The organism is Micromonospora sicca, from assembly GCF_003172935.1.
Taxonomy (GTDB): domain Bacteria; phylum Actinomycetota; class Actinomycetes; order Mycobacteriales; family Micromonosporaceae; genus Micromonospora; species Micromonospora sicca.
The window spans coordinates 18,010-41,462 of sequence record NZ_QGKS01000166.1 but is presented as its reverse complement, the minus strand read 5'-3'; the positions used below and the strand labels follow the sequence as shown (position 1 = coordinate 41,462).

Below are 23,453 nucleotides of genomic sequence, written 5' to 3'. Positions count from 1 at the left end.
ACCCTGTCGTCCCCGTCCCCGCCGCCGTCCCCGTCCTCGCCGCCGTCCCCGTCCCCGCTGCCGGACGGAGCTCGCGTCCACGACGCAGCGCCGAAGTGCGTCCCCCGCCCGATCGGGACGATCACGAACGTGCCGGCAGCATGACTGCACCGAAACGCGGCTCCGGGCCTCGGAGCGCCACGCCACGCTCCCGGTCGAGGCCGGCGTCCCGAGACGCGGCAGTCGACGATCTCCTGCCGGTCGCCCAGGCCGCCCGGAAGGCGCTGGAGCGGCAAGGTCTGCCGCTGACCCGCGACACCTTGGCCGACCAGTTGAGACGTGACGGCCACGCGGTACGTAACTCGCGAATCTCGGCGCTGCTGGCGCTGCTCCGGCACGGCCCGGCGACGACAGCACCGCCCACCACCGCTGAGCGGTCTGCCACACCCGCGCCGCATCTGGCTGGTCTGCCGCCGGCCGGCCCTGCACGGTGACGTGCCGCGGCACGACATCCCCGGGTCCTTTCGGGGTTTGCAGCTCCGGGATCGCTCCTGGAAAGACCCCGATGCTGCGACCCGGCTGTACTGTCAGGCTGCAGTAATGACCGCCACCGATACGCGAATGTTGGCACGCGTGCCATACCGGTGGTTACGGCCCGTGGCCGTGACCGCGTCACGCTGCTGTTCGGCTACGGCGTCCTGCGTCTGCTTGACGGTCTGGACGGGCATCGCGACAAGTCCGCGTGGCCCTGGCTGGCCGGGCACACCCTGTTCCTGCTCGGCATCGTCCTGTTCGCCGTGCTCGTGGTGGGGCTGCGCCGTCTGCTGCTCGCCACGTCGCCGCGGCAGAGGGTGCTCACCGACGTGGCGACCGTGGCCGGGCTGGTCGGTGCGGCGGCGTTCGGCTGGGTGATCCTCGGCGATCTGTTCCCGGGCTTCGCCGACGCGGTGCCGCCGCCGGACCCGGTGCTGATCGGCGGGCCGGCGCTGTTCGAGCTGGGCCTGCTCACGCTGCTGGTCCGCGCGGCCGTCGTCCGGCCCCGGCCGCTGCCGGCCTGGGGGCCGGTGCTCGTCCTGGTCGGCTTCCTCGCGATCGGGGTCGAGCTGGACCTGCTGCCGGTGGGCGCCGCGCTGGTCTTCGCCGGCCTCTTCCCCCTCGCCCGGCCCGCCCGCTGATCGTCGCGCCGGGCACCACCGGCGGGTACGGTCCGGGCATGGAGCAACGCATCAGTCTGGTCACCCTCGGCGTGGCCGACCTGGCCCGGGCCCGCGCCTTTTACGAGCGGCTCGGCTGGCGGGGTCAGGAGGTCGAGCAGACCGTCTTCTTCCAGGCCGGCGGGCTGGCCGTGGTGCTCTGGGGGCGCGACAAGCTGGCCGACGACGCCGGCCTGACCGACCGGGGCGCCGACGGGTTCGGCGGGCTGAGCCTGGCGCAGAACGTACGCAGCCGCGAGGAGGTCGACGCGATCCTGCGCGAGGCGGTGGAGGCCGGGGCGACCATCACCCGCCCGGCCCGGGAAACCTTCTACGGCGGGTACGCCGGCTGCTTCACCGACCCGGACGGTCACCTGTGGGAGATCGCCTGGAACCCCGGCTTGCCCCTGGGTGAGGACGGCACGCTCACAGTCCCCGACTTCGGCGGCTGACCGGTCACGTGTGGACGATGCGGCGCACGCCGCCCTGGCCGGCGCAGGCCTCCCGCTGTCCGCCAGTCAGGCTGAGCATCCCGTCGCGGCACTGGACGAGGTAGCCGCTGCCGGACCAGAAGCCGGGCGCGCAGTCGAAGAACTCGCAGGTCCGCGCGGCGGGCCGGCGGACCCGGTAGCCGTCGCCGCAGAAGTCGTACCCGAAGGGGTTCGCCGGGGCGCCGCAGCGCGGTTCCCCGGCGGGCTGCGGCGCGGCGGTGCGGGACCGCGAGGGCGTCGGCGCGGGGCTGTTCTTCTTCCGTGGCTTCGGCGCGAGGGTGGTTTCCACCCGCACGGCGGGGGCGACCGGTCGGGGCGCGGGCGTCGCGGTGGCCGCCGGGGTGGCGGCGGAGGCGACGTCCGAGCCGGGCCGCACCGGCGGGTCGGACTCGAAGAGCATCGCGGGCACGACCAGGGCGAGGGCCGCGGCGACCGCGACGGTACGGCGGCCGCCCGGCACCCGGGCGGAGAGCCGGGCCTGCGCCGGGGTGACGATGCCCGGCCGGAACGGCTGGACCTGCGCGTGTTCGGCGATCAGCTCGTCGAGCTGGGCGACCACGGCGGCGCGCTGCTCGATGGCGTCGGCGAAGGCGAGGGTCAGCTTGAACCGGAAGTCGGCGACCGCGCCGGTCGGCAGCAGCAGCCCGGAGGTGCGCCGCCGGTCGAGCACCTGGATCAGCGTGACCGGGGCCGCCGGGTCGTGGGCCAGTCCGGTCATCCGCCCGTACGCCCAGTCGCGCCGGCCGCGCCCGCCGAGCAGCACCAGCCGGCGGTTGGTGAGGACGGCGAGTCCGGCGTCGGTGACCTTGAGGCCCTCCGGGCGGCGCGGGCGCAGCGCCGGCGGGTCCGGGTCGACGGTCAGTTCGGGGGCCGGCAGCACGGCGGTGTGCCGCACCTCGACCAGTTGGGCGGCCGGCAGCGTCCAGAAGACGACCTCGCCGGGGGCCAGCTCGATCGGCAGGCCGACGCCGGCCTCCGCCGAGCCCTGGAAGGAGCCGGCGAGGGTACGCAGCCGGCGCAGTTCGTCGTCGCGCCGTCGCCACGCCTCGTCGGCGTCGCGGAAGGTCCGCTGCCGCCGGTCGTTCTGCCGGTGCGCCCACCGGTACCGCCATGTGGAACCCGTCGAATCAGTCTTCGCCACGCCGACTCCTCCGCCGCGCGAGCCCACCAATCGGGGTGTCATGCACATCAACTGCGACGGAAGGCCGACAAGACACGCGAAAGTCGTTAATCTGACCGATCGGCGGATTGACCCGCACAATCGGCGGAGTCCGCCGCGTCGATTCCCGGCCGGCCCCGGGTGCTCCGGGTCGAGCCGCTTCACCATGCGAGGGGGTCCCGGCGTCGGTAACGTCAGCCACAAGCCGGGGTGCGCCTGGGCCTCGGGGGGAGGGAGGTGGACCGGTGAGCGACACGACCTCCACCGTCGTGGTCGGCGTGGACATCGGCACCACCAGCACCAAGGCCGTCGCGTACGACACCGACGGGCGGCGGCTCGCCATGCACTCGGTCGGCTACCCGCTCGACGAGCCGCACCCGGGCTACGCCGAGCAGGACCCCCGGCTGATCCTCGACGCGGTGGTCGAATCGGTCCGGGCCGTGGTCGCCGAGCTGCCGGAGCCGATCGCCGGGCTGTCGTTCAGCACCGCGATGCACAGCCTGATCGGCCTGGACGCCGACGGCAACCCGCTCACCCCGTCGGTCACCTGGGCGGACTCCCGGGCCAGCGGGCAGGCCGAGCGGCTGCGCGCCGCGCCGTCCGGGCTGGCCCTGCACCGCCGCACCGGCACGCCGGTGCACCCGATGGCGCCGCTGCCCAAGCTGGTCTGGTTCGCCGAGCAGCAGCCGAGGCTCTTCGAGCGGGTGGCGCACTGGGTCGGCATCAAGGACTACGTACTGCTGCGGCTGGCCGCGGCGCTGGTCACCGACCACTCGGTCGCCTCCGCCACCGGCCTGATGGACATCCACAGGCTGGCCTGGGACCCGCAGGCGCTGGGCGTCGCCGGGATCACCGAGGAGCAGCTGCCCGAGCTGGTCCCCACCACCACCGTGCTGCCCGGCCTCACCACCGAGGCGGCCGCGGCGACCGGCCTGCCCGCGGCCACCCCGCTCGTCGTCGGCGCCGGGGACGGCCCGCTGGCCAACCTCGGGCTCGGCGCGGTCAAGCCCGGCGTGGTGGCCTGCTCGATCGGCACCTCCGGGGCGGTGCGGGTGGCCGTCGAACGGCCCGCCGTCGACCCGCTCGGCGGCGTGTTCTGCTACGCGCTCACCGAGAACCGCTGGGTGGTCGGCGGGGCGATCAACAACGGCGGCATCGTGCTGCAGTGGGCCGGCGACGCGCTCGCCCCGGAGCTGGGCGAGCACGCCGAGGGGGAGCTGCTCGAACTGGCCGCCCGGGCACCGGTCGGCTCCGGCGGGTTGATCATGCTGCCGTACCTGCTCAGTGAGCGGGCGCCGCACTGGAGCGCGCTGCCCCGCGGCGCGTACGTCGGGCTGACCCACGGCCACCGGCGCGAGCACCTGGTCCGGGCCGCGCTGGAGGGGGTCTGCCAGCAGCTCGCCCTGGTCCTGGGCTCGGTGCGGGCGGCCGGTAACGAGGTCCGGGAGATCCGGGGCAGCGGCGGCTTCGCCCGCAGCCCGCTGTGGCGGCAGATCCTCGCCGACGCGCTCGGCATGCCGGTGCGCTTCCCCGCCGGGCACGAGGGGTCCAGCTTCGGCGCCGCGCTGCTCGGCATGCAGGCCCTCGGCCTGATCGGCTCCATCGACGTCGCCGCCGACCTGGTGCAGATCGACGAGACGGTACGCCCCGACCCGGCCTCGGCGGCCACGTACGCCGCCCTGTTGCCGCTCTTCTCCGAGCTGTACGACGCGCTCGTTCCGACGTTCGCGTCGCTGCGACGGCTGGCGCCGAGCCTGCCGCCGGAGCCACCACCCACCGCTGCTCCCATGTGATCGCCCGTCCCGAGGCACGGACGACTACCGAAGGTCGTGATAGCCGTGGTCACAGTGCTCGCCGCACCGGCGGCACCGCTCACCGACGCCGGGAACACCCAACTGATCATCGCGGCCCTGCTGGGCATCGCCGCAGTGGTGCTGCTCATCGCCTGGGGCAAGGTGCACCCGTTCCTCTCCCTGATCCTCGGCGCGGCCGTGCTCGGCGTGGTCGCCGGTGTGTCCCCCGACAAGATCGTCACCTCGTTCAGCGGCGGGGTCGGCTCCACCGTCGGCGGGGTCGGCCTGCTGATCGCCCTCGGCGCGATGATCGGTGGCCTGCTCGCCGAGTCCGGGGGCGCGGACGGCATCGTCGAACGGGTGGTCAGCCGGGTGTCGGGCACCGCGCTGCCGTGGGCGATGGCCGGGGTCGCCGCGCTGATCGGCCTGCCGCTCTTCTTCGAGGTCGGCGTGGTGCTGCTGGTCCCGATCGTGCTGCTGGTGTCCCGGCGGACCGACGTACCGCTGATGAAGATCGGCATCCCGGCGCTGGCCGGCCTGTCGGTGCTGCACGGCCTGGTGCCGCCGCACCCGGGCCCGCTGGTCGCGATCGACGCCCTCGGCGCCAACCTCGGCCAGACCCTGGCGCTAGGCCTGCTGGTGGCCATTCCGACGGTGATCGTCGCCGGTCCGGTCTTCGGCAACTTCATCGCCCGCTACGTGCCCGCCACCGCGCCGGAGGCGCTGCTGCCCACCCGCCGGCCGCTGACCCCCGCCGGCCGGCCGGGACCGGCGGCCACCGGTCGCGGCCCGGTCGACGCCGACGGGGACCTGGTCGCCGAGGACGACCTGGTCAACCCGGGCACCGGCCGCCCCGGGGAGCTGATCGACGAGGCCGCCACCGAGCGGGTACGCGCGCGCCGCGCGCCCGCCCTGTGGGCCGCGGTCGTCACGGTCCTGCTGCCGGTGGTGCTGATGCTGCTGCGCGCGATCGGTGAGCTGACCCTCGACGAGGGCACCGGGGGACGCAAGGCGTTGGACATCGTCGGCACCCCGATCGTCGCCCTGCTGGCCGGCGTGATCTTCGCGATGATCTTCCTCGGCTACCGGACCGGTTTCAGCCGCTCCCAGGTCTCGGGCTTCCTCGGCGGGTCGCTGCCGCCGATCGCCGGCATCATCCTGATCGTCGCCGCCGGCGGCGGCTTCAAGCAGGTGCTGGTCGACGCGGGCGTGGGCAACCTGGTCGCCGACGCGGCGAAGGACGCCAACCTCTCCCCGCTGCTGCTGGGCTGGCTGGTCGCGGTCGGCATCCGGGTCGCCACCGGCTCGGCCACCGTCGCCACCATCACCGCCGCCGGCATCGTCGCGCCGTTGGCGGCCACGCTCCAGGGACCGGAGGTGGCGCTGCTGGCGCTGGCCATCGGCTGCGGCTCGCTGTTCTTCTCCCACGTCAACGACGCCGGATTCTGGCTGGTCAAGGAGTACTTCGGGCTGACCGTCGGGCAGACCATCAAGAGCTGGTCGGTGATGGAGACGATCATCTCGGTGGTCGGGTTCGTCGGCGTTCTGCTGCTCGACCTGATCTTGTGACGCCCTGAGCGCGAGGGTGGCTGTCTCCGTCGGTCGCGGTCAGCGGGCGGCGAGGAAGTCGAGCACGCGCTGGGTGAGCAGCTTGGCGGCGTCGGCGTCGTAGGACGGCAGGCTGGGGTCGGTGAACAGGTGCCGATCGCCGCGGTAGACGAACAGCTCCGCGTCCTCGGCCGACTCGACGAGCACGCGGGCCGCGTCGATGTCACCCTCGCCGGCGAAGAACGGATCGGCGTCCGCACCGTGGATCTGCACCGGCACGCCCGCCGGCCACGCCGTCCCGAACTCCGAGACGGGCAGGCAGGACTCGAACAGCAGCGCCCCGCGCGCGCCGGCCCGGGTCTGCGCGAGCTTCTGCGCCGGCAGCACGCCGAGCGAGAAGCCGGCGTAGACGAGCCCGTCGGGTAGCCCGTCCGCCGCGCCCACGCCCCGATCGAGCAGGTTGCCGAAGCCCACCTCCCGGGCGTACGCCAGGCCGTCGTCCAGCGTCGCGAAGGTGTGGCCGTCGTACAGGTCCGGCGTGTGCACGGTGTGCCCGGCTCGGCGAAGCTCGTCGGCGAAGGCGAGGACGCCCGTCGTCCGACCCTGCGCGTGATGGAACAACAACACCTCAGCCATGCGGTCTCCCCGGTCTCGGATGGGATCTTGCCGCGAACACTCCAAAACTTTAGACTGTTCGACAAATGTCGAGCAATACCCGAATCCCGGACTACGACCTGCCCGACACCGTCGAGGTGTCCACACCCGGGCAGTTGCGCGCGATCGCCGACCCGCTGCGGGCCACGATCCTCGACCTGGTGCTCGAGCGGGCCGCCACCGTGGCCGAGCTGGCCACCGCCGTCGGCCGTCCGAAGAGTACGGTCGCCCACCACGTCAAAGTGCTGCTCGAGGCCGGGATGCTCCGCGTCGTCCGCACCCGGCGGGTGCGCGCCATCGACGAGCGGTACTACGGACGGACGGGCCGCACCATCCACGTGGGCGTGGTCCGGCGCCCGGGCGACACGACGACACCCGTGTGCGTCAACGGCCTGTCCGTCGCCGCCGCCGAGTCGGTGCCGGCCCACGAGGCGGACACGCTCTACTCGACGATCCGCCACGCCCGCATTCCCAAGGAGAGCGCGGCCCAGTTCTGGCGGCGCGTCGAGGCGCTCATCCGGGAGTTCACCGAGCTGCCGCGCTCCGGCGACACGGTCTACGGCTTCGTCGCCGGCCTCTACCCGACCGACCACCCGACCCTGCCCGACCCGGACTGAGAACCGCGCCGCGCTTCGCCGCGCCCTGACGGGTGATGGCCGGCGCGCCAGACCCCGGCGAGGGCTGCTCCACTTACCGTGCGAAGTGGATATAAGAGACAAAAGCCGTTCACCTTCCGGCCAGCCGGGCCGCGTCCGTGTGTACGGAAGGGACGGCGTTGGTCGCCGCCGCGGCGCTGGCGCTGGTCGCGGCGTCGGGCCCGGCCGCAGCGGACGACGGCGGCCACCGGCCGGTCCCGCCGCCACCGGCGACAAGGTGGTCCGGCAACTCGCCCACACCGTCTACGACTACGTGACCACCGTCCCCTGACCTGCCCCCACGTCGCCGCCGCCCACGCCTAGACTGCGCCGCATGTCGCTGACCAGGACGCCATCGACCGGGCCGTCGGACCCGGACGCGGTCCCGGGCGGCCCGCTCGGACGGCCGCGGCGGCCGGCCTCGGTCATGGCGGCGGTCGTCCTGCTCGCGGTGGTGGTGCTCGGCATCCTCGCGTACGTCGCGATCGAACTGGAGGACGCGGTCCGGCTGTCACAAGACGTCGCCGAGGCCGAGGCGCGCGTCCCGGACCTGCCCGACAGCGGACCCGGGCTGTACTGGACGTTCACCTACGCCTTCATCACGCTGCTGGTCGCCGGCGCGGCCGTGCTGGCCGTGCTCACGCTGCTCTCCTGGCTGGGGTACGGCTGGGCCCGGGTGCTGACCGTGCTAGCGGCGCTCGGCTCGGCCGCGGGCGGCGCGTTCTTCGTCGGCGGGACGGCGCTGATCGTCTCCGAGGACCGCGGCGGGCACGGCATCGACTCCAGCAGCTTCGGTGCGGCGCTGTCCAGCCTGCACACCATGAGCCGCCCGGGCTGGGTCCTCCCGGTGCTCGGCGTGGACGCGGTGGTGCTGCCGCTGGCCGCCGTGGCGGCCCTAGTCTGCCTGGTGCTGCCAGCGTCGCACGGCTTCTATCGGCAGGCCCGGGCCGCCCGTCGCGCCCCCGTCGGGCAGGTCAGGCCCCGCTGAGCAGACGGCATCAGGGGGCCTCGACGCCGGAGATGCGGTACCGGTGCACCTCGGCGCCGAGGATCGCCACCGTCTGCTCCTCCGACGGGCCGGACCCGCGGAAGGCGAGCAACTGCTCGTCGGTCTCCCACCGCTCGTAGACGTTGATCCGGCCCGGCTCGATCAGGTCGGCACTCACCGCGAAGTCGATGCAGCCCGGGGCGGAGCGCGCCTGTCGGACGGTCTCGACGCAGGAGGCCAGGTAGGCGTCCCGGCCGTCAGGGTCGACGTAGAGACTGCCGGCGACGATGAACACTCTGGCCTCCTGCGGTGAGCCCGACCCGTCAGGGCCATCGTGGCACGTCAGGCCCGGCTGATCGCGTTGGCGTGGATCGCCTCGCTCAGGTACGCGGCCAGCCCCGGCCGGATCTTCTCGTAGTACGCGGTGAACCGCGGGTCCGCCACGTACATGTCGGCCAGCCCGGTGTGGATCTCGTACGAGCACTCGTAGAACCAGCGGCTGATCAGCTGCCGGTGCTCCTCGGCCAGTTCCATCGCCGCCGCGCTGTCGGCCGGCGCGCCCGAGTCCATGACCGCGGCGACGCGCCGCCCCCAGTCCTCGTTCTCGGCCTTGTTGCGCAGCCAGTCCTCCTTCGAGTAGCGGGCGGCGCGCCGGGTCGACTCCCGGTACGCGTCGGTGCCGCCCCACCGCTGCTCCGCCTCCTCGGCGTGCGCGTCCGGGTCGAAGTCCCCGAAGACCTCGAACCGCTCCTCCGGGGTCAGTTGGATCCCCATCCTTTTCGCCTCCATCGCGAGCTCGATCGCGGCGACCATCTCCTGGAGCTTCCCGATCTGCCCGGTGAGCAGCTCGTGCTGCCGGCGCAGGTGCGCCGCCGGGTCCGCGCCCGGGCCGTCGAGGATCGCTGCGATCTCGTCCAACGGGAACCCCAGCTCCCGGTAGTAGCGGATGAGCTGCAACCGCTCCAGGTCCGCGTCGTCGTAGCGGCGGTAGCCCGCCGCCGTCCGGCCGCTCGGCGAGAGCAGCCCGATCTCGTCGTAGTGGTGCAGCGTCCGCACCGTCACCCCGGCCAGCTTCGCCACCTGACCCACCGTGTACGCCATGGTTCCCTCCCTTCCGCGACCAAGGCTCCCGCCTGCCGTTGCGTGAGGGTCAACCCCAATTCTGGGACCGGGCCGACGGACGTGAGCGGGAACACGGCGCCCCCGGTCTCCCGAGCGGGTGGGAGGCCGGGGGCGCCGGGTGCGGCTGGTCGGGTCAGGTGGTGACGCGCTCCCGAGCCTCATCCGGGGCGGCGAACGTCGCGCTGGCCGGGGTCCGGAAGGCGTGCACCAGGCCGGCGAGCGACAGCAGCAGGAGCAGCGCCGCGCCGAGGTACATGGCCAGGGCGCCCTGCTCGGCCTTGCGGCCGAACTCGCTGAAGCCGTACGAGGTGAGCAGCAGGCCGCGCAGCGTCTCACCCTTGAAGACCGTCTCCCGCTGCGCGGTGACGTCGGCGAGCTGCTTCTGCAGGTCGGCCAGGTTCGCGGCCCTGGTCTGCTCGGCCTGGGCCACCTGCTCCTTCAGCGCGGTCTGCGGGCCGCCCAGGTCGGCGTACGTCTTGCCGCCGCCGATCGCCGTGAGGTGCAGGCCGATGAACTCGTTGGCGTAGCACTCGGCCTGCTTGCCGGTGGTCAGGGCCTGGCCGGCGTACTCGCGCAGGCAGTCGGACTTCTTCTCCTCGTCGGTGAGGGTGTCGGCCGGCTTGAAGCTGATGTGCTGGGCGCCGAGCTGGTCGTGCACGTAGGTGTTGGCGAAGTTGGCGTTCGTGGTGAGGACGATGCCCACGACGAGCAGCAGGACCGCAAGGCCCAGCCCGCCGATGCTGAACAGCAGATCCAACGTCCGGCGCTTCATGTCCGGCTCCTGAGGGGATGGTCGCGTTCTTCGGTGACCGTCCCATCGTCACCGTCGCCGCGCGCCCTGAGCAGGGTCGAACCCCCTGTCCTGGTCGGGACCTTCGGCCTCCCCTGGGCGGGCCGGGTTGCCGGTCAGCGGGCGACGTCGACCGGGGTCAGCGTGGTCAGCAGCTCGGGCAGGGCGACCGGGCGGCCGTACCGGAAGCCCTGGCCGTGCACGCAGCCGATCGCGGTGACCGCCGCGTGCTGCGCGTCGGTCTCCACTCCCTCGGCCACCACGGCCAGGTCGAACGCGGCGGCGAGCCGGTTGACCATGTCCACCGTGGCGTACGCCCGGGCGTCCTCGGTGCCCAGGCGGGACACGAAGGAGCGGTCGACCTTCAGTTCGGTGGCCGGGATCTGGTGCAGGTAGCTCAGCGAGGAGTAGCCGGTGCCGAAGTCGTCGATGGCGATCTGGATGCCCAGCTCGCGGAGCTGGCGCAGCCGGTCCAGCACCACGTCGCTCCCCTCGATCAACGCCGACTCGGTGAGTTCCAGGGTGAGGGCGCGGGCTGGCAGGCCGGCGCCGCCGGTGGCGGCGGTGACCGTGGCGATCAGGTCGGGCCGGCGCAGGTGCGCAGCGGCGATGTTCACCGCGACGGTCACCTGGGGGTCCCGCTTCCGCCAGGCCGCGGCGGCCCGGCATGCCTCGTGGATCACCCAGCGGTCGACCGGCAGAATCAGCCCGGTCTCCTCGGCCAGCGGCAGGAAGCGCTCCGGGGCCAGCACCCCGAGCCGGGGGTGCCGCCAGCGGACCAGCGCCTCGGCGCTGCGTACCGCGCCGGTGGCCAGGTCCACGATGGGCTGGTACTCCAGGTGGAGCTGTCCCTCGTCGACGGCGCGGCGCAGGTCGGCGATCAGCTCCGCGCGGGTCACCGCCGACTCGCGCAGCGCCGACGTGCAGGTCCGGTACGCGGACTTGCCGGCCGCCTTGGCCGCGTACATGGCGATGTCGGCGTCGCGGAGCAGGTCGGTGTGGGAGGTGTGCTGCGGGCCGTACTCGGCGATGCCGATGCTCGCCGACGGGTTGAGGCCGAGGTCCTCCTCGCCGGGCAGCGGTTCCAGGGCGGTGAGCAGCCGCTCGGCGAGCCGCTCCGGCGGCACCGGCCGGTCGCCGTGGACCAACACGGCGAACTCGTCGCCGCCGAGCCGGGCGATCATCCCGTCGGCGCCGGTGGCGTCCCGCATCCGCTCGGCGATGCTGGCCAGCAGCCGGTCCCCGGTGGGGTGCCCGAAGCGGTCGTTGACCTGCTTGAACCCGTCCAGGTCGAGCAGCAGCACGGCGACCGGCGCGTCGTCGCGCAGGGCGCGGCGCAGCCGCCGGTTGAAGGTCAGCCGGTTGGGCAGGCCGGTGAGCTGGTCGGAGTACGCGAGCCGGCGCAGCCGGGCCACCAGCCGCAGGTTCTCGTTGGCGGCCAGCCCCTGGCGCAGCGCCAGCACGCCGAGCAGCGCCATGATGCCGAGGAAGATCAGGTGCGGGGTCTGCCCGGTGGGCCGGCGGGCGAGCACCACCGCGACGATCGCCCCGCCGACCGGCAGGTACGGCAGCGCCACCCGCCACCAGGGCGGCAGCGGCGACTCGGCCGTCTCGTCGCCGCCGTCGCCGCCGGGCGGCGGCGGGCACGTGGTGGCGGCGCCGATCAGCAGGTAGCTCAGTGGCCAGCACACGTCGATCGGGTGGCCGGGCGTGTAGCTGCCGTGCGCGATGAGCGACACGTAGGCCGTGTCGGCGGTGGCCCGGACGGCCAGGCTCGCCCCGATCACGGTCAACGGCCGCCACCTCGGCCGGGACGGCCCGGCGACCGCGACCAGGATGGTCAGCTGCATCAGGTCGAACATCGGGTAGAGCAGGCCGAGGGTGCGCAGCGGGTCGGCGAGGTCGGCGGCGGCGACGTCGCGGAAGACCACCACCCAGCCGATCGGGATCAGGGCCAGCCCGACGATCACACCGTCGAGGAGGGTTCGGGCCTGCCCGACCAGGCTGCGCGGGGCGGCCATCGAGCAGAGCAGCGCGGCGGTGCCGGTGAGGATGCCGGCGGTGAAGACGCCGCCGATCAGCGGGGTGTGCGGCAGTTGGTGCCCGTCGAGCCGCTGCACCGTCCACAGCACCCGACCGATCGCGGCGAGCGCCATGGTGACCGCGAGCAGCCGCCAGAACCGGCGCAACGCCAGCGGATGCCGGCGGGACGCGCCGACGCAGGCGACCGCCGCCCAGGCCGCCACCGCCACCGCACCCAGGTCGCTGACCACGGCCGCGCCGGGCAGCGCGGCCACCAGCCAAACGGTTTCCCCGAGTACGACGACCGCGGCCGCGACGAGACCGACGCGGCCGGACAGGGTGGGACGGGCCACGACGACGCGGCTCACGTCCTGCGGCACCACAACGATTCGCTCCGGCTCTCTCTCAGATGTGCACCCTCGACGATGAGGACCGGTCACGGGCGGCGAACGGCGCAAGCGTAGTCACCCGGCCGATGCCGCCGCCAGAGCCGACCGGCACCCGTCACCCGCCCGATCAGGACGGTGACGCGCTGTCGCCCTGCCGGGCCCTCAGGTCCACTCCTCCGTCGGGTCACCGTCGCTGCCGGGGGCGGCGCCACCCTCCGCGACGCCGGCCCCGTCGACCGGGGGCGCGGCGGCCGGCGGGCCGCCGTGCGTCCAGGGGGTCTCCTCCGGGGCGGGGAAGTTACCCGCCGGCAGGAAGGCGTCCGACAGGGTGGTGAGGCAGAGCCGCTCCCCCACCTCCGGCACGGTGCCCGGCGGGGCGGTCAGGCCGCGGCCCATCCCGCCGGAGAGTTCCAGCACCACCTCGGTCTTGCCGTCCGCGCCCGGGGTCACGAAGACCACCCGGGCCTTCTGTGCGGGACGGGCCGGCGACCACAGCGTCGCCCCGACCGGCATCGGCACCGGCTCGGTGGTGACCACCTGGATCCGGGGGCGCAGCACCGGCCGCTTCCCGGTGTCGTCCACCCGCTTCGGGTCGGCGAGGGTCACGTCGCCGACGAACGCCTCCCCGGTCAGCCGGTGCTCGGCCATGACCAGGGGGTCGTCGTAGGCGCGTTGCACGGCGTACGAGGTCAGCGCCCGTTCCAGCCGGTGCAGGCGGACGGCGGCGGCCACCGCCCCGTCGCGCCGGGGCTGCGGGCCGCCCCCGGCGTCGAGGTGCTCGGCGTACCCGGTGAAGGCGTCCTTGTCGCCGTCCCACCGTCCGGCCACCCGGCCCCCCGGTGGCAGGGCGCGCAGCAGCCCCACGCCGCGCCACATCAGCTCCCAGGTGGGCGCGAGCTGATCGCGCAGCAGGCGCTCCAGCTCCGCGTACGCCGCCGCGCGGGCGACCGGGTCCGCCTCGGCCTCGGCGTACGCGGCGATGGTCGGGGCCAGCAGCCGGTTGTCGAAGTCGGGGTCGGTGGCGGGGCCGGCCGGTGGGCAGATCGTCGGGTCCTCGGCCCGGGCGGCCGCCGCCGCGCCGGTCAGCCCGGCCGGCGGGTCGATCCAGCCGAGCAGCGCCGGCAGGTGCAGGTCCTCCACCGCGCTCTGCCCGGTCGCCCAGTGCAGGGTCAGCGCCTCGGTCATCGCCAGCAGTGCCGCCGAGCCGGGGTGTTCGGCCCGCTCGGCGAAGAAGGTCAGCCAGCGGCCGAGCAGCGGCACCGACGGGTGCACCGGGTGGTCGCCGTCCGGCCGCCGGAACCGGGTGGAGCGGCCGAGCAGCCGCAGGAAGGTGACCCCGGCCGGGTTGGGCACCAGCAGTTGCGGCGCGTCGGCGTACCGGTGGCGGACGTCGCGGCCCCGGTCGGTGGGCGCCGCCTCGGTGACGCCCCGGAAGGAGTCCAGGTAGGGCAGCAGGATGCCGGCCAGTTCGGCGGCGAACGCGAACCGCTGCTGCCGGTTGCGGGGTTGCGGCACGATCAGCAGCCGTGCCTCGTCGGGGGCGGCGCCGACCAGGGCGGCGAGGGGGGCGTTCGCCTCGCCGGCCATGGCGAGCGGCACCAGCACCAGCGGGCGTTCCGCCAGGTGCAGGTGCCGGACCGTGGCGACCGGCTGGGCCACCCCGGCGGCGAGGGCCTGCGCCTTGGCCAGGGCACGCAGGGTGCTCACCGGAGCCTCCGCCGGCTGCCGGGCCGGGCACCCCGGCGTGGCGGGTTGCCGGCCCGGGAGGCGGCGGGCCGGACGGCGGCGGGCCGGCGGGGCGTACTCATGCGGGGTCTCCCGCGAGGGCGTCGGCGCGCAGGCGGGCGGCGGCGCGCAGCAGCGCGGCGGCCTCCGCCTGCTCGGGGTCGGGAGCCCGTTCGCCGGCGGCCAGCGCCAGCACCTCGGACACCTCGTTGATCCCGCCCAGCGCCTCGCGGACCGGGCGGCCCAGCGCCGTGGTGTGCCCGCGTGCCTCGTGCCGGCAGAAGTACGCCAGCTCGCAGGCGGCCAGGCACTCCGGCGCGTAGCGGGCCGCCACGGTGGACAGCGCGGCGACCAGGGTGGCGGGGTCGGCGGTCAGGTCGGCGGTGAAGTCCGCCGGCACGTCGGCGAGCAGGGCGTCGATCCGGGCCATCCGGTCGAGCTGGCGGCGCAGCACCAGCAGTTGCTTGCGGACGTCGAGCAGGCTGGCCACCGGGCGGTTGGCGAAGTCGCGCGGGCAGACCAGCACCACGTCGTGCGACACCTGCTCCGGGTCGTGTCCCTCGGCGGCGAGCAGCTCGCGCAGCGCCAGCACGTAGACGGCGGACTGGATGGCGGCGGCGGCGACCTTCGCCGGGTCGGCCTGCCCGTCGATCACCGGGAAGGACTTGATCTCCACGACGTGGAACCGGCCGGCGAGCCGGGCCGCGACCAGGTCCGGTTCCAGGTGCACCCGCTGGCCGGCGACGTCCAGGCCGAGCAGCGGGTGGTCGAACAGCGCGGCGCCCTCGCCCGGGTCGGTCAGCGCCGCCCGGGACCGCTCGTGCCGGTCCGGCAGGTCGTCGGCGCCGCCGAGGTCCGTCCAGCTCGCCCCCGCCGGCACCGGTACGCCCAGCCGCTCGGCGACCAACCGCAGCAGTTCCACCCCGCCGTCGGCCTTGACCTGCGCCTCGAACGCGTTGCCCCGGGTGATGGCGAAGCGGGACTGGCCGAACCGGGCCGGGAAGCCGATCCGCTCGGCCAGTTTCGGCTTGTCCACCCCCGCGCTGTCCAGCACCGCCCGCCGGGTGCAGCCCGGGTTGCCGGTCAGCGCGGCGATGGTCCGGGCGTTGTGCCGGCGGGGCGGCACCCCGCCGCGGATGCCGGCCAGTCGCCGCGCGCTGCTCGTCATGATCCGTCAGGATAGGCGCTCTCCGCTTGTGCGACCGAGAGCGCGCCGCGGCGGACCAGCACGGCGGTGGCCACCGCGGCCGCGAGGGCCAGCCCGGCCAGTGACCAGAGCACCGTACGCAGGCCGCCGGTGAACCCCGGGTCGGCGAGCCGGCCGGCGGTGGTGCTGGCCAGCACTGCCCCCACCACGGCGATGGCGACGGTCTCGCTGGTCAACCGGGCCGTGTTGATCATCCCGGCGCCGGTCGCCGCGCGGGCCGGCGCGACGCTGCCGATCGCGATCGCGTCGAGCAGCCCGATGGAGAGCCCCACCCCGACGCCGATGGTCAGCAGCGGCCCGGCCAGCGTCGCCGTGTCCGCGTCCGGGCCGAGCACGGTGGCCCAGGCCGCGCCGGCGGCGACCACCACCACGGAGACGACGGTGACCGCGGTGGCCGGGACCAGCCGGGTCAACGCCCCGCCGAGCAGCGGCAGCACCAGGGTGGGCGCGGTCAGCAGGATCATCGTCGCGCCCGCCGCGCCGGGGCTGAGCCCGACCACCGTGGTCAGGTACGACGGCAGGTAGACCAGCAGCGGCACCAGCACCGCGACGATGGTGGCGGCCGCCAGGCAGATGCCGAGGAACCGGGGGCTCGCCAGCAGGGCCAGGTCGAACATCGGGTCGGCGCGGCGGCGTTCCACCCGGACGAAGACCACCAGCAGCGCGGCCGCCGCCGCGAACGCGCCGACGATCGCCGGGGCTCCCCAGCCGTACGCGGGGCCCTGCACGAAACCGAAGATGAGCAGCAGCAGCGCACCGGTGAACGAGACGGTGCCCGCCCAGTCGACCCGTCCCGGGTGCGGCTGGCGGGACTCCGGCAGCAGCGGCACCAGGGCCAGGACCGCGCAGGCGGCCAGCGCCGGGGCGGCGAACACCGCCCGCCAGCCGAAGCCCTCGATGAGCAGGCCCGCGATCGACGGGCCGAAGGCCAGGCCGACGCCGATCGCCGTACCGAAGAGACCGAACGCGCGGGCCCGGGCACGGCCGGTGAACGCCCCGGCGAGCAGGGCGGAGGCGCTGGTCGCCGCGGCGGCCGCGCCGACGCCGGCGAGGGCCCGGGCGACGTCGAGCAGCACGATGCCGCCGGCGACCGTGGCGAGCAGCCCACCGGCGGCGAAGACCGCGACACCGAGGGCGTAGACGCGGCGGCGACCGAACAGGTCGGCCAGCGCGCCGGTGGCGAGCATGAAGCTGGCGAAGGTGGCGTTGTAGCCGTTCACCACCCACTGGACGCCGGCCAGCCCGGCGTGCAGGTCCCGGCCGATGTCGGGCAGCGCGACGGACGCGCCGGTCAGCGAGACCGGGAGCGCGACGGTGGACAGCAGGACGGTCACCAGCACGACGGCCGGGTGATTGCGCACGGTTCTCCCCGTTCGGACGGCGGCCCCAGCGTAGTTCGCACAGGTCGGAGCGGGGTCCGTACCGGGTTGAAGATCACACGCCGGTCAGCGGCCGGCGGAGCGGTTCCAGGGCGAGCGGGGTGACTCGGCGCCGGCCGAGGGCCGGCTGCGGCGGCTGCGCCGAGGGCCGGGCGTGCACGGCGGCCGGGAGACGGTGTGCACCGGGGCGGCGGCCGGGACGACCGGCTGCCGGCCGATCAGCCAGCAGAGGAAGCGGGCCATGGTCAGCCGACCGGGAGGTGCTGCGCCTCGGCACGGGCGATGTCGTACTCGGCGCCGCAGAAGGTGCACTGCTGGGTGTACCGGGTCCGCACCGGGATCAGCGGGATGAAGAAGAGGGTGAACTTGGTGGCCCGGCGGGTGATCACCTGCGCGGCCTGGTTGCCGCAGTTGCGGCAGACCTGGGTGACGACACCGGACCGGTCGACCTTGGTACGAAGTCCGAAGATGAAGAACATCGTCCGGCAGTACCCAGCCGGACCGGGAATATCACCACCGAAGATTTCTGGTAGGCAGGTGTCCGGATCCACTCGTGCCGTTCGTCAGGCTGTTGCAACCACGACACGGAGGAGCGCACCGATGAAGTACCTGATGTTCGTCTGCACCGACGCCGCGCCGGACACCGACCCGACCGCCGCCCCCGACATCGAGGAGTGGGTGGCCGAGCGGGACGGCAAGGGCCAGCGGGTGCTGGGCAGCGTGCTCGGGCCGGCGTCCGCGGCCACCACGGTCCGGGTCCGCGACGGCGAACTGCTCCTCACCGACGGCCCGTTCGCCGAGACCAAGGAGGTGATCGTGGGCTTCGACCTGCTGGAGTGCGCCGACCTGGACGAGGCGATCGAGGTGGCCCGCGCCCATCCGATGGCGTACAGCGGCCGGCTGGAGCTGCGGCCCCTCGTGGACCTGGCCTGACCGGATGGGAGATGTGGCCGGAGCCGTCGCCGAAGCGGGCGCCGAGGCGTACCCGCGGATCGTGGCGACACTGATCCGCGTCACCGGCGACTGGACGCTCGCCGAGGACTGCGCCCAGGAGGCGCTGGCCACGGCGCTGGAACGCTGGCCGCGCGACGGCGTACCGGCGAATCCGGGCGGCTGGCTGATGACGGCCGCCCGGAACCGGGCCGTGGACGTGCTGCGCCGGGCCAGCGTCGAACGCCGCAAGCTGCGCGAGCTGGCGCGGCTCACCGACCCGGAGCCGGCGTCGCCCGAGGCGGAGGGGGACGTGGTGGACGACCGGCTCCGGCTCATCTTCACCTGCTGCCACCCGGCGCTGGCCCTGGAGGCCCGGGTCGCGTTGACGCTGCGCACCGTGGCCGGGGTGCCGACCGCCGACATCGCCCGCGCCTTCCTGGTCACCGAGTCCACCATGACCCGCCGGATCACCCGGGCCAAGACGAAGATCGCCACCGCCGGCATCCCGTACCAGGTGCCGACCGGGCCCGCGCTGGTCGAGCGGCTGCCCGGCGTCCTGGCCGTGCTCTACCTGCTCTTCACCCGGGGGTACGACGCCGACGGCGAGCCCGCCTTCGCCGCGGAGGCGATCCGGCTGGCCCGGCTGCTCGACCGGCTGATGCCGGACCAGCCCGAGGTGGCCGCGCTGCTGGCGCTCTTCCTGCTGCACGAGTCCCGCCGGGCGGCCCGCCGCGACGCCGACGGCAACCTGCTCGCCCTGGACGTGCAGGACCGCTCCCGCTGGGACCACGCCGCCATCGCGGAGGGCCGGTCGCTGCTGGACCGGGCCGGCGACGGCCAGTACGCCCTCCAGGCCCGGATCGCCCTCTGCCACGCCACCGCGCCGACCGCCGCCGACACCGACTGGCCGGCCATCGCCGGACGGTACGACCAGCTCGTGCGGCTCCGCCCGACCCCGGTGATCCTGCTCAACCGGGCGGTGGCCCACGGCTTCGCCTACGGCCCGACGGCCGGGCTGCGGCTGCTCGCCGAGGCCCGCGCGGGCGGTGCGCTCGACCGCTACCCGCCGGCGCTGACGGCGGAGGCCGAGTTCACCGCCCGAACGGGCAACCCGGTCCGGGCCGCCGCGCTGTTCCGGGCCGCTGCCGCTCTGGTGCAGTCCGCCGCCGAACGCAGGGCGCTGCTCAAGCGCGCCGACGACCTGACCGCCGGGGGCCCGTGACGGCGCCGCCTCCCGCCCGGCGGGCGAGCCGTTTCCGCTCGGCCCGGCCTCCGCCTCAAGCAGAGCCCCAGCTGAAAGGGGGCCAACGGTCAGGCCCCCAGGAGTCCACCGTCCATGCCGGCGAACGCGTCGCCATGTACACCGAGGTCACCCGTGACGCCGCCAATGCCGTGCACGGTGCCCCCGAGGTCGCCGGTCACGCCACTGACACCGAGTCCGCCGACGTCGCCGGTCACACCGCCGGCCAGGCCCGTGACACCATGCACGGTGCCGCCGAGGTCGCCGGTCACGCCGCTGACATCCAGCCCGCCGACGGCACCGTCGAGAGTGCCACCGACGTCCCCGGTCACGCCGCCGGCCAGGCCCGTGACACCATGCACGGTGCCGCCGAGGTCGCCGGTCACGCCGCTGACACCCAGGCCGCCGACGGCACCGTCGAGAGTGCCACCGACGTCCCCGGTCACGCCGCCCGCCAGGCCCGTGACACCGTGCACGGTGCCCCCGACATCGCCGGTCACGCCACTGACACCCAGCCCGCCGACAGTGCCGTCGACAGTGCCGGTCGCGCCACTCAGGCTCACGCTGTCGAGGGTGGCGCCGACGTCGCCGGTCACGCCGGTGAGACCGAGTCCGCCGAGGGTGCTGTCGAGGGTACCGGTCACGCCGCTGAGCCCCAGTCCATCGACGGTGGCCCCCGCGCTGACGCCGAGGCTGTCCCCGGCGAGAACGGCCGTGAGGCCCTGAACTGGAAGGTAGTCGGCGACCAGCGGAACGGTGTCCTGCACGTCGGCCAGGGTCACGCCGTTGAGGCCCGCGTTGTCCAGCGCGCCTTGCGGGTCCGCCTCGTACGCCGCTCGGGCGTCGACGTTCGTGAGCAGGCCGAATACGAAGTCCTGCAGGCTCTGCGGCGACACCACTCCAGCGGCTGCGCCCAGGTCGGCGGTCGACCCCGCAGTGGGGGCGGAATCCGCACTGGTGGTCGCGCTCGTATCGGCGGTCACCTCCGTGTTGCCGTTCCAATCGGCGGCAGAGGTCGAGTTCACGTCGGCGGTGGAATTGGTGCTGGCGCCTGCATTCATGTTGCCGGTCTCCTCGATAGGTGTTGTTGGCACGTGGTCTGGGACAAGATCGCCCGACCCGGGATCGACCGTAGGCCGAAACAGCGGTATCGGACATCGGGGGTGTACCCCAGCCTTATCGGGCCGGGTTAGGGCATGGCTGGCGTTTGGCGTTAGGGGAGTACGGGGTCTTGCGCCAAATCCCCCATCGTCAGTGCCTGCTACCGCTCCGAAGCCGCCCGGACCGGTGTCACCGGGACTTGATCAGCTCGGGGAGGTGGCGTCGCTGCCGGATGAACAGCACGATGGCCAGCACGGTGTAGGCGACGGCGATGACGTAGCGGATGTTCGGTGCGGGCAGCACGAACTGGACGGCGAACAGGCCGAACAGCAGGGTGGCTTCACTGCGGGTCAGTCGCAGGTCGGTCAGGACGGCCACGCCGAGCAGCGTCTGGGCGGTGGTGAGCACCAGTTCCTCGGTCTGCCGGGCGTCCAGCGGCAACCCGGCGAACTCTCCCCCGCCGAGGTAGTAGGCGACCGGCAGGCAGGCGATCAGCAGGGTCCACTGGTTGAGTTTCGCGGCCAGCAGTGCGCCCATGCCGTCGTCGGCGCGTCCGCGTAGGGCGAATGTGATCGCGACGATGACCTCGGGTGCTTCGGAGGCGATCGGGGCCAGCCACTGGACGAGCAGGAACTCATCGATGCCCAGCTCGGCGCCCGCGCCGACGAGGGCGTCGCCGAAGGGCTCGGTGGTCGCCAGGATGATCATCCCGGCGGCGACGAACAGTGCGGCGACGGTGCCACGGCGGCGGGTGGCCGGCTGAACCGCGATGGTGGCGGCCACGCCGGCCAGTTCTTCCTCGGCTTCCTCCTTGCCGCGGAGCCGCCACAGGTAGGCGGCGAACAGCCCGGCGAGCACCAGCGAGTCGTACCAGGCCAGCCGGCCGGTCAGCGGTATGACCAGGGCGTAGCTGGTCGCGACGGCGAGGAACAGGATCTCGGTGCGGCGGTGCGCCTGCAAGGTCACGGCGTTGCGTTCGCCGCGGACGCCGCGGTGGCGTACCGCGACGATCGCGAAGACGACCAGCAGCGGCCAGGCCACCCCGATGAGCAGGCGGTTCGCGCCGGTCATGTTCGCCGCGGCGTAGGCGGCGTACGCCGGGTCGTGACCGGCGGTGTAGGCGAAGAAGATGTCCACCGCATACTCGGGCAGGATCGCCATCAACGCCAGGATGGCCAGCGCGAGGCTGCCGGAGATGTCCACCCGCGCGGCCTCCGAGGCCCACATCAGCAGCGCCACCGAGGCGAGCACGGCGGCGCCGAAAACTGCCACCGCCGCCACCGGCGCCAACTCCACCCCGGCCAGCCGCATGATCACTGCCGGGGCGGCGACCGCCAGCGCGAGGGCGATACGAGCCCCGGCGCCCCGACCGGTGACGGTGGTCTCGACCTTAGCGCCCAACGCGGCCGCCGGCGGTGTCGGCGCGGTTGAGCGTCGGCCACCAGTCGAGACACAGGAAGTCCACTAACTCACCATGGCCCACTCCCGGGGCGCGGACGAGCCGGTCGAGCAGATTGGCGGCGCACCACCGGCGATGAACCCCAGGGCCGCCCGCTCGCCGGGCTCCACCGCCCAGGGAAGCACCAGGGCCGTGGCACCGTTTCCGCTGGTCAAGGCCCTGGTTGCCGGGCGCGCCCGAAGGGACGGGAACCCCTGGCCTGCTGATCCGTGGTCAGCTTGTCGCGTCAGCCGTCGGCATCTCGACCGAGAGCCAGATCGGCTGCCAGTCCGCCATCTCGTGGTAGCGGCGCAGCTCGGCCAGCCCGGCGACCGACCCGCTCCACGCCGCGTACGGGGGGTTGCCCTCGTCGAAGCCGCTCTGCACGAAGGTCAGCTTGGTCTTCCCGCCGGACTCGGCCAGCTCCCAGGTGCTGACGCCGACCGGTCCCCAGTCGACGGACATCTTCCGGCCGGGCTCCAGGTCGACCACCTTGGCGGCGTGGCCGGCCTCGAAGCCGCCCATGGCGTACCGGCCGCCGACCCAGGGTTCGATGCCGATCGGGTACCCGAACCAGGCGCTGGCCTGCGCCGAGTCGGTCAGCGACTCCCACACCCGGTCCACCGGCGCGGCGATGGTCAGCTCGCCGCGCAGGTCGGCGGAGGTGAAGTCGGTGCGCGGCAGCAGCGGCCGGCCCTCCAGGTGGGCGGCCAGGTTGGCGATCCCCAGGGCCCAGTAGGTCTGCAGGACGCCGCGGATACTGCTGCCGCTCATCGCCTCGGCGAAGTCGAAGTGGCTCTGCCGCAGGGTGAGGACGGTGCTCTCGCCCTCGGGCGTCAGCTCGAACTCGGTGGTGGTCTCCACCCCGTCGAGCAACCAGGCGAAGCGCAGTATGTGCTCGTCGACGTGGAGAAGGCGCTGCCGCGGACTGTCGCCCTCCGGGGTGAAGCGGCCCCAGAACGCGTACCGCTGGGGCAGCTCGACCTCGGCGTGCTCGGCCAGCCAGACGCGCAGCTCGGCCGGGTCGGTCAGGGCGTGGCGGACGGCCTCGGCCGGCGCGGCCAGGCGGGCCCGCACGGTCAGCAGGTCACTCATGGTTGTCGCCTTTCGGGTAGCAGGCCACGGCGAGCTTGAAGGCGTCTCCCTCGGCACCCCCGTAGCGCGTGAACAGGTCCTGCAGCGTCGACTGCAGGTCGTGCAGAAACTCCTGGCGGCGCTCGGTCGGCACCCGGATCTCGCCGGAGACGCCGATGGACGGCAGCTCCGGCGCGGTGCGGTCGAGCGCCGCGACGTCGGCCTGGACCTCCTCCATCAGGTCGAGCAGGTAGCCCAGGCTCAGCTCGTCCCGGGCCCGGCGCAGCCCGCCGATCCGCCCGACGAGCCGCGGCGAGAGCCAGTACGACCGGGCGGCGGCCTGGTAGATGCCCTCGCTGATGCCGCGCACCTTGCGGGTGGCTACCTGCTCGACCAGGCCGGCCGCCGCGAGTTGCTTGACGTGGTAGTAGACGCGCTGCGGGGTCTGCCCCAGCAGGGCGGCGACCTCGGTGCAGGTGCGTGGCTCGGCCAGGTGCCGCAGCACCTCGACGCGCTGCGGCTTCAGCAGGGCCTCGGCCTGCTCGATCTGCTCCAGGTACAGGACGTCTCTCATGGCAAAATCAGTTTGTACG

At 73.9% G+C, this 23,453-nt stretch carries 22 protein-coding genes; 8 read left to right on the top strand and 14 right to left on the bottom strand.

Annotated features, from left to right (window positions below; genetic code table 11):
- The first annotated feature begins 623 nt into the window (after positions 1-623).
- Positions 624-1,154: a hypothetical protein gene (locus DKT69_RS08710; protein WP_236647409.1), complete on the top strand. Its 531-nt coding sequence runs from the start codon at positions 624-626 to the stop codon at positions 1,152-1,154.
- A 38-nt stretch (positions 1,155-1,192) separates the two neighbouring features.
- Positions 1,193-1,624 (top strand): VOC family protein, encoded by a 432-nt coding sequence (locus tag DKT69_RS08705; RefSeq protein WP_109801066.1) that lies wholly within the window; start codon positions 1,193-1,195, stop codon positions 1,622-1,624.
- A 4-nt stretch (positions 1,625-1,628) separates the two neighbouring features.
- On the opposite strand, the gene DKT69_RS08700 is transcribed toward DKT69_RS08705, so the two are convergent.
- On the bottom strand, positions 1,629-2,804 hold the full coding sequence (locus tag DKT69_RS08700) for a hypothetical protein (RefSeq protein ID WP_109801065.1): 1,176 nt from the start codon (positions 2,802-2,804) through the stop codon (positions 1,629-1,631).
- A 263-nt stretch (positions 2,805-3,067) separates the two neighbouring features.
- Here DKT69_RS08700 and DKT69_RS08695 point away from each other — a divergent pair, with 263 nt between their 5' ends.
- Positions 3,068-4,615, top strand: coding sequence for a gluconokinase (locus DKT69_RS08695; RefSeq protein WP_109801064.1), 1,548 nt, complete (start codon positions 3,068-3,070; stop codon positions 4,613-4,615).
- Between the two features lie 45 nt (positions 4,616-4,660).
- Positions 4,661-6,184, top strand: coding sequence for a GntP family permease (locus DKT69_RS08690; protein WP_109801063.1), 1,524 nt, complete (start codon positions 4,661-4,663; stop codon positions 6,182-6,184).
- Positions 6,185-6,223: 39 nt separating this feature from the next.
- Here DKT69_RS08690 and DKT69_RS08685 read toward each other — a convergent pair whose 3' ends face one another.
- Positions 6,224-6,799, bottom strand: coding sequence for a dienelactone hydrolase family protein (locus DKT69_RS08685; RefSeq protein WP_109801062.1), 576 nt, complete (start codon positions 6,797-6,799; stop codon positions 6,224-6,226).
- A 65-nt stretch (positions 6,800-6,864) separates the two neighbouring features.
- Here DKT69_RS08685 and DKT69_RS08680 point away from each other — a divergent pair, with 65 nt between their 5' ends.
- On the top strand, positions 6,865-7,434 hold the full coding sequence (locus DKT69_RS08680; protein WP_109801061.1) for an ArsR/SmtB family transcription factor: 570 nt from the start codon (positions 6,865-6,867) through the stop codon (positions 7,432-7,434).
- A gap of 352 nt (positions 7,435-7,786) precedes the next feature.
- The gene (locus DKT69_RS08675; RefSeq protein WP_109801060.1) at positions 7,787-8,440 is read left to right on the top strand and encodes a hypothetical protein; all 654 of its coding nucleotides are present in this window, start codon (positions 7,787-7,789) and stop codon (positions 8,438-8,440) included.
- A 10-nt stretch (positions 8,441-8,450) separates the two neighbouring features.
- Here DKT69_RS08675 and DKT69_RS08670 read toward each other — a convergent pair whose 3' ends face one another.
- The 8 genes from DKT69_RS08670 to DKT69_RS08635 form a co-directional block, all read right to left on the bottom strand.
- Complete coding sequence (locus DKT69_RS08670) at positions 8,451-8,735, bottom strand: putative quinol monooxygenase (RefSeq protein ID WP_109801059.1); 285 nt, start codon at positions 8,733-8,735, stop codon at positions 8,451-8,453.
- A gap of 47 nt (positions 8,736-8,782) precedes the next feature.
- Positions 8,783-9,541: a MerR family transcriptional regulator gene (locus tag DKT69_RS08665; RefSeq protein ID WP_109801058.1), complete on the bottom strand. Its 759-nt coding sequence runs from the start codon at positions 9,539-9,541 to the stop codon at positions 8,783-8,785.
- A 154-nt stretch (positions 9,542-9,695) separates the two neighbouring features.
- The gene (locus DKT69_RS08660) at positions 9,696-10,334 is read right to left on the bottom strand and encodes a hypothetical protein (protein ID WP_109801057.1); all 639 of its coding nucleotides are present in this window, start codon (positions 10,332-10,334) and stop codon (positions 9,696-9,698) included.
- 134 nt (positions 10,335-10,468) lie between these two features.
- Positions 10,469-12,742, bottom strand: coding sequence for a putative bifunctional diguanylate cyclase/phosphodiesterase (locus DKT69_RS08655; protein ID WP_201749546.1), 2,274 nt, complete (start codon positions 12,740-12,742; stop codon positions 10,469-10,471).
- Between the two features lie 183 nt (positions 12,743-12,925).
- Positions 12,926-14,470, bottom strand: coding sequence for a hypothetical protein (locus DKT69_RS08650; protein WP_109801056.1), 1,545 nt, complete (start codon positions 14,468-14,470; stop codon positions 12,926-12,928).
- A gap of 97 nt (positions 14,471-14,567) precedes the next feature.
- On the bottom strand, positions 14,568-15,656 hold the full coding sequence (locus DKT69_RS08645) for a hypothetical protein (protein ID WP_109801055.1): 1,089 nt from the start codon (positions 15,654-15,656) through the stop codon (positions 14,568-14,570).
- On the bottom strand, positions 15,653-17,056 hold the full coding sequence (locus DKT69_RS08640; protein WP_109801054.1) for an MFS transporter: 1,404 nt from the start codon (positions 17,054-17,056) through the stop codon (positions 15,653-15,655). Before DKT69_RS08640 ends, DKT69_RS08645 begins: the two co-directional genes overlap by 4 nt.
- Before the next feature lie 263 nt (positions 17,057-17,319).
- Entirely contained in the window at positions 17,320-17,553 is a 234-nt protein-coding gene (locus DKT69_RS08635; RefSeq protein ID WP_109801053.1) for a zinc-ribbon domain-containing protein, read from the bottom strand.
- Between the two features lie 121 nt (positions 17,554-17,674).
- Between DKT69_RS08635 and DKT69_RS08630 the strand changes: the two genes are divergently transcribed.
- Together DKT69_RS08630 and DKT69_RS08625 are read left to right on the top strand one after the other, a co-directional pair.
- Positions 17,675-18,007: a YciI family protein gene (locus DKT69_RS08630; RefSeq protein ID WP_109801052.1), complete on the top strand. Its 333-nt coding sequence runs from the start codon at positions 17,675-17,677 to the stop codon at positions 18,005-18,007.
- Between the two features lie 4 nt (positions 18,008-18,011).
- The gene (locus DKT69_RS08625; RefSeq protein WP_109801051.1) at positions 18,012-19,229 is read left to right on the top strand and encodes an RNA polymerase sigma factor; all 1,218 of its coding nucleotides are present in this window, start codon (positions 18,012-18,014) and stop codon (positions 19,227-19,229) included.
- Between the two features lie 89 nt (positions 19,230-19,318).
- Here DKT69_RS08625 and DKT69_RS08620 read toward each other — a convergent pair whose 3' ends face one another.
- The 4 genes from DKT69_RS08620 to DKT69_RS08605 form a co-directional block, all read right to left on the bottom strand.
- Complete coding sequence (locus DKT69_RS08620) at positions 19,319-20,308, bottom strand: IniB N-terminal domain-containing protein (RefSeq protein WP_146231005.1); 990 nt, start codon at positions 20,306-20,308, stop codon at positions 19,319-19,321.
- Between the two features lie 229 nt (positions 20,309-20,537).
- Positions 20,538-21,749, bottom strand: a complete 1,212-nt coding sequence (locus DKT69_RS08615; RefSeq protein ID WP_109801049.1) for a calcium:cation antiporter family protein — start codon at positions 21,747-21,749, stop codon at positions 20,538-20,540.
- A 271-nt stretch (positions 21,750-22,020) separates the two neighbouring features.
- Entirely contained in the window at positions 22,021-22,881 is an 861-nt protein-coding gene (locus DKT69_RS08610) for an SRPBCC family protein (RefSeq protein WP_109801048.1), read from the bottom strand.
- Entirely contained in the window at positions 22,874-23,434 is a 561-nt protein-coding gene (locus DKT69_RS08605; RefSeq protein WP_109801047.1) for a winged helix-turn-helix domain-containing protein, read from the bottom strand. The genes DKT69_RS08610 and DKT69_RS08605 overlap by 8 nt, the downstream gene beginning before the upstream one ends.
- Between the last annotated feature and the right edge of the window lie 19 nt (positions 23,435-23,453).

Bases quoted from the DNA above. Each gene is read 5' to 3' on its own strand.
- DKT69_RS08705 (WP_109801066.1), top strand. From the start codon at position 1,193: ATGGAGCAACGCATCAGTCTGGTCACCCTCGGCGTGGCCGACCTGGCC.
- DKT69_RS08685 (WP_109801062.1), bottom strand. From the start codon at position 6,799: ATGGCTGAGGTGTTGTTGTTCCATCACGCGCAGGGTCGGACGACGGGC.
- DKT69_RS08680 (WP_109801061.1), top strand. From the start codon at position 6,865: ATGTCGAGCAATACCCGAATCCCGGACTACGACCTGCCCGACACCGTC.
- DKT69_RS08675 (WP_109801060.1), top strand. From the start codon at position 7,787: ATGTCGCTGACCAGGACGCCATCGACCGGGCCGTCGGACCCGGACGCG.
- DKT69_RS08665 (WP_109801058.1), bottom strand. From the start codon at position 9,541: ATGGCGTACACGGTGGGTCAGGTGGCGAAGCTGGCCGGGGTGACGGTG.
- DKT69_RS08660 (WP_109801057.1), bottom strand. From the start codon at position 10,334: ATGAAGCGCCGGACGTTGGATCTGCTGTTCAGCATCGGCGGGCTGGGC.
- DKT69_RS08645 (WP_109801055.1), bottom strand. From the start codon at position 15,656: ATGACGAGCAGCGCGCGGCGACTGGCCGGCATCCGCGGCGGGGTGCCG.
- DKT69_RS08635 (WP_109801053.1), bottom strand. From the start codon at position 17,553: ATGTTCTTCATCTTCGGACTTCGTACCAAGGTCGACCGGTCCGGTGTC.
- DKT69_RS08630 (WP_109801052.1), top strand. From the start codon at position 17,675: ATGAAGTACCTGATGTTCGTCTGCACCGACGCCGCGCCGGACACCGAC.
- DKT69_RS08625 (WP_109801051.1), top strand. From the start codon at position 18,012: ATGGGAGATGTGGCCGGAGCCGTCGCCGAAGCGGGCGCCGAGGCGTAC.
- DKT69_RS08620 (WP_146231005.1), bottom strand. From the start codon at position 20,308: ATGAATGCAGGCGCCAGCACCAATTCCACCGCCGACGTGAACTCGACC.
- DKT69_RS08610 (WP_109801048.1), bottom strand. From the start codon at position 22,881: ATGAGTGACCTGCTGACCGTGCGGGCCCGCCTGGCCGCGCCGGCCGAG.
- DKT69_RS08605 (WP_109801047.1), bottom strand. From the start codon at position 23,434: ATGAGAGACGTCCTGTACCTGGAGCAGATCGAGCAGGCCGAGGCCCTG.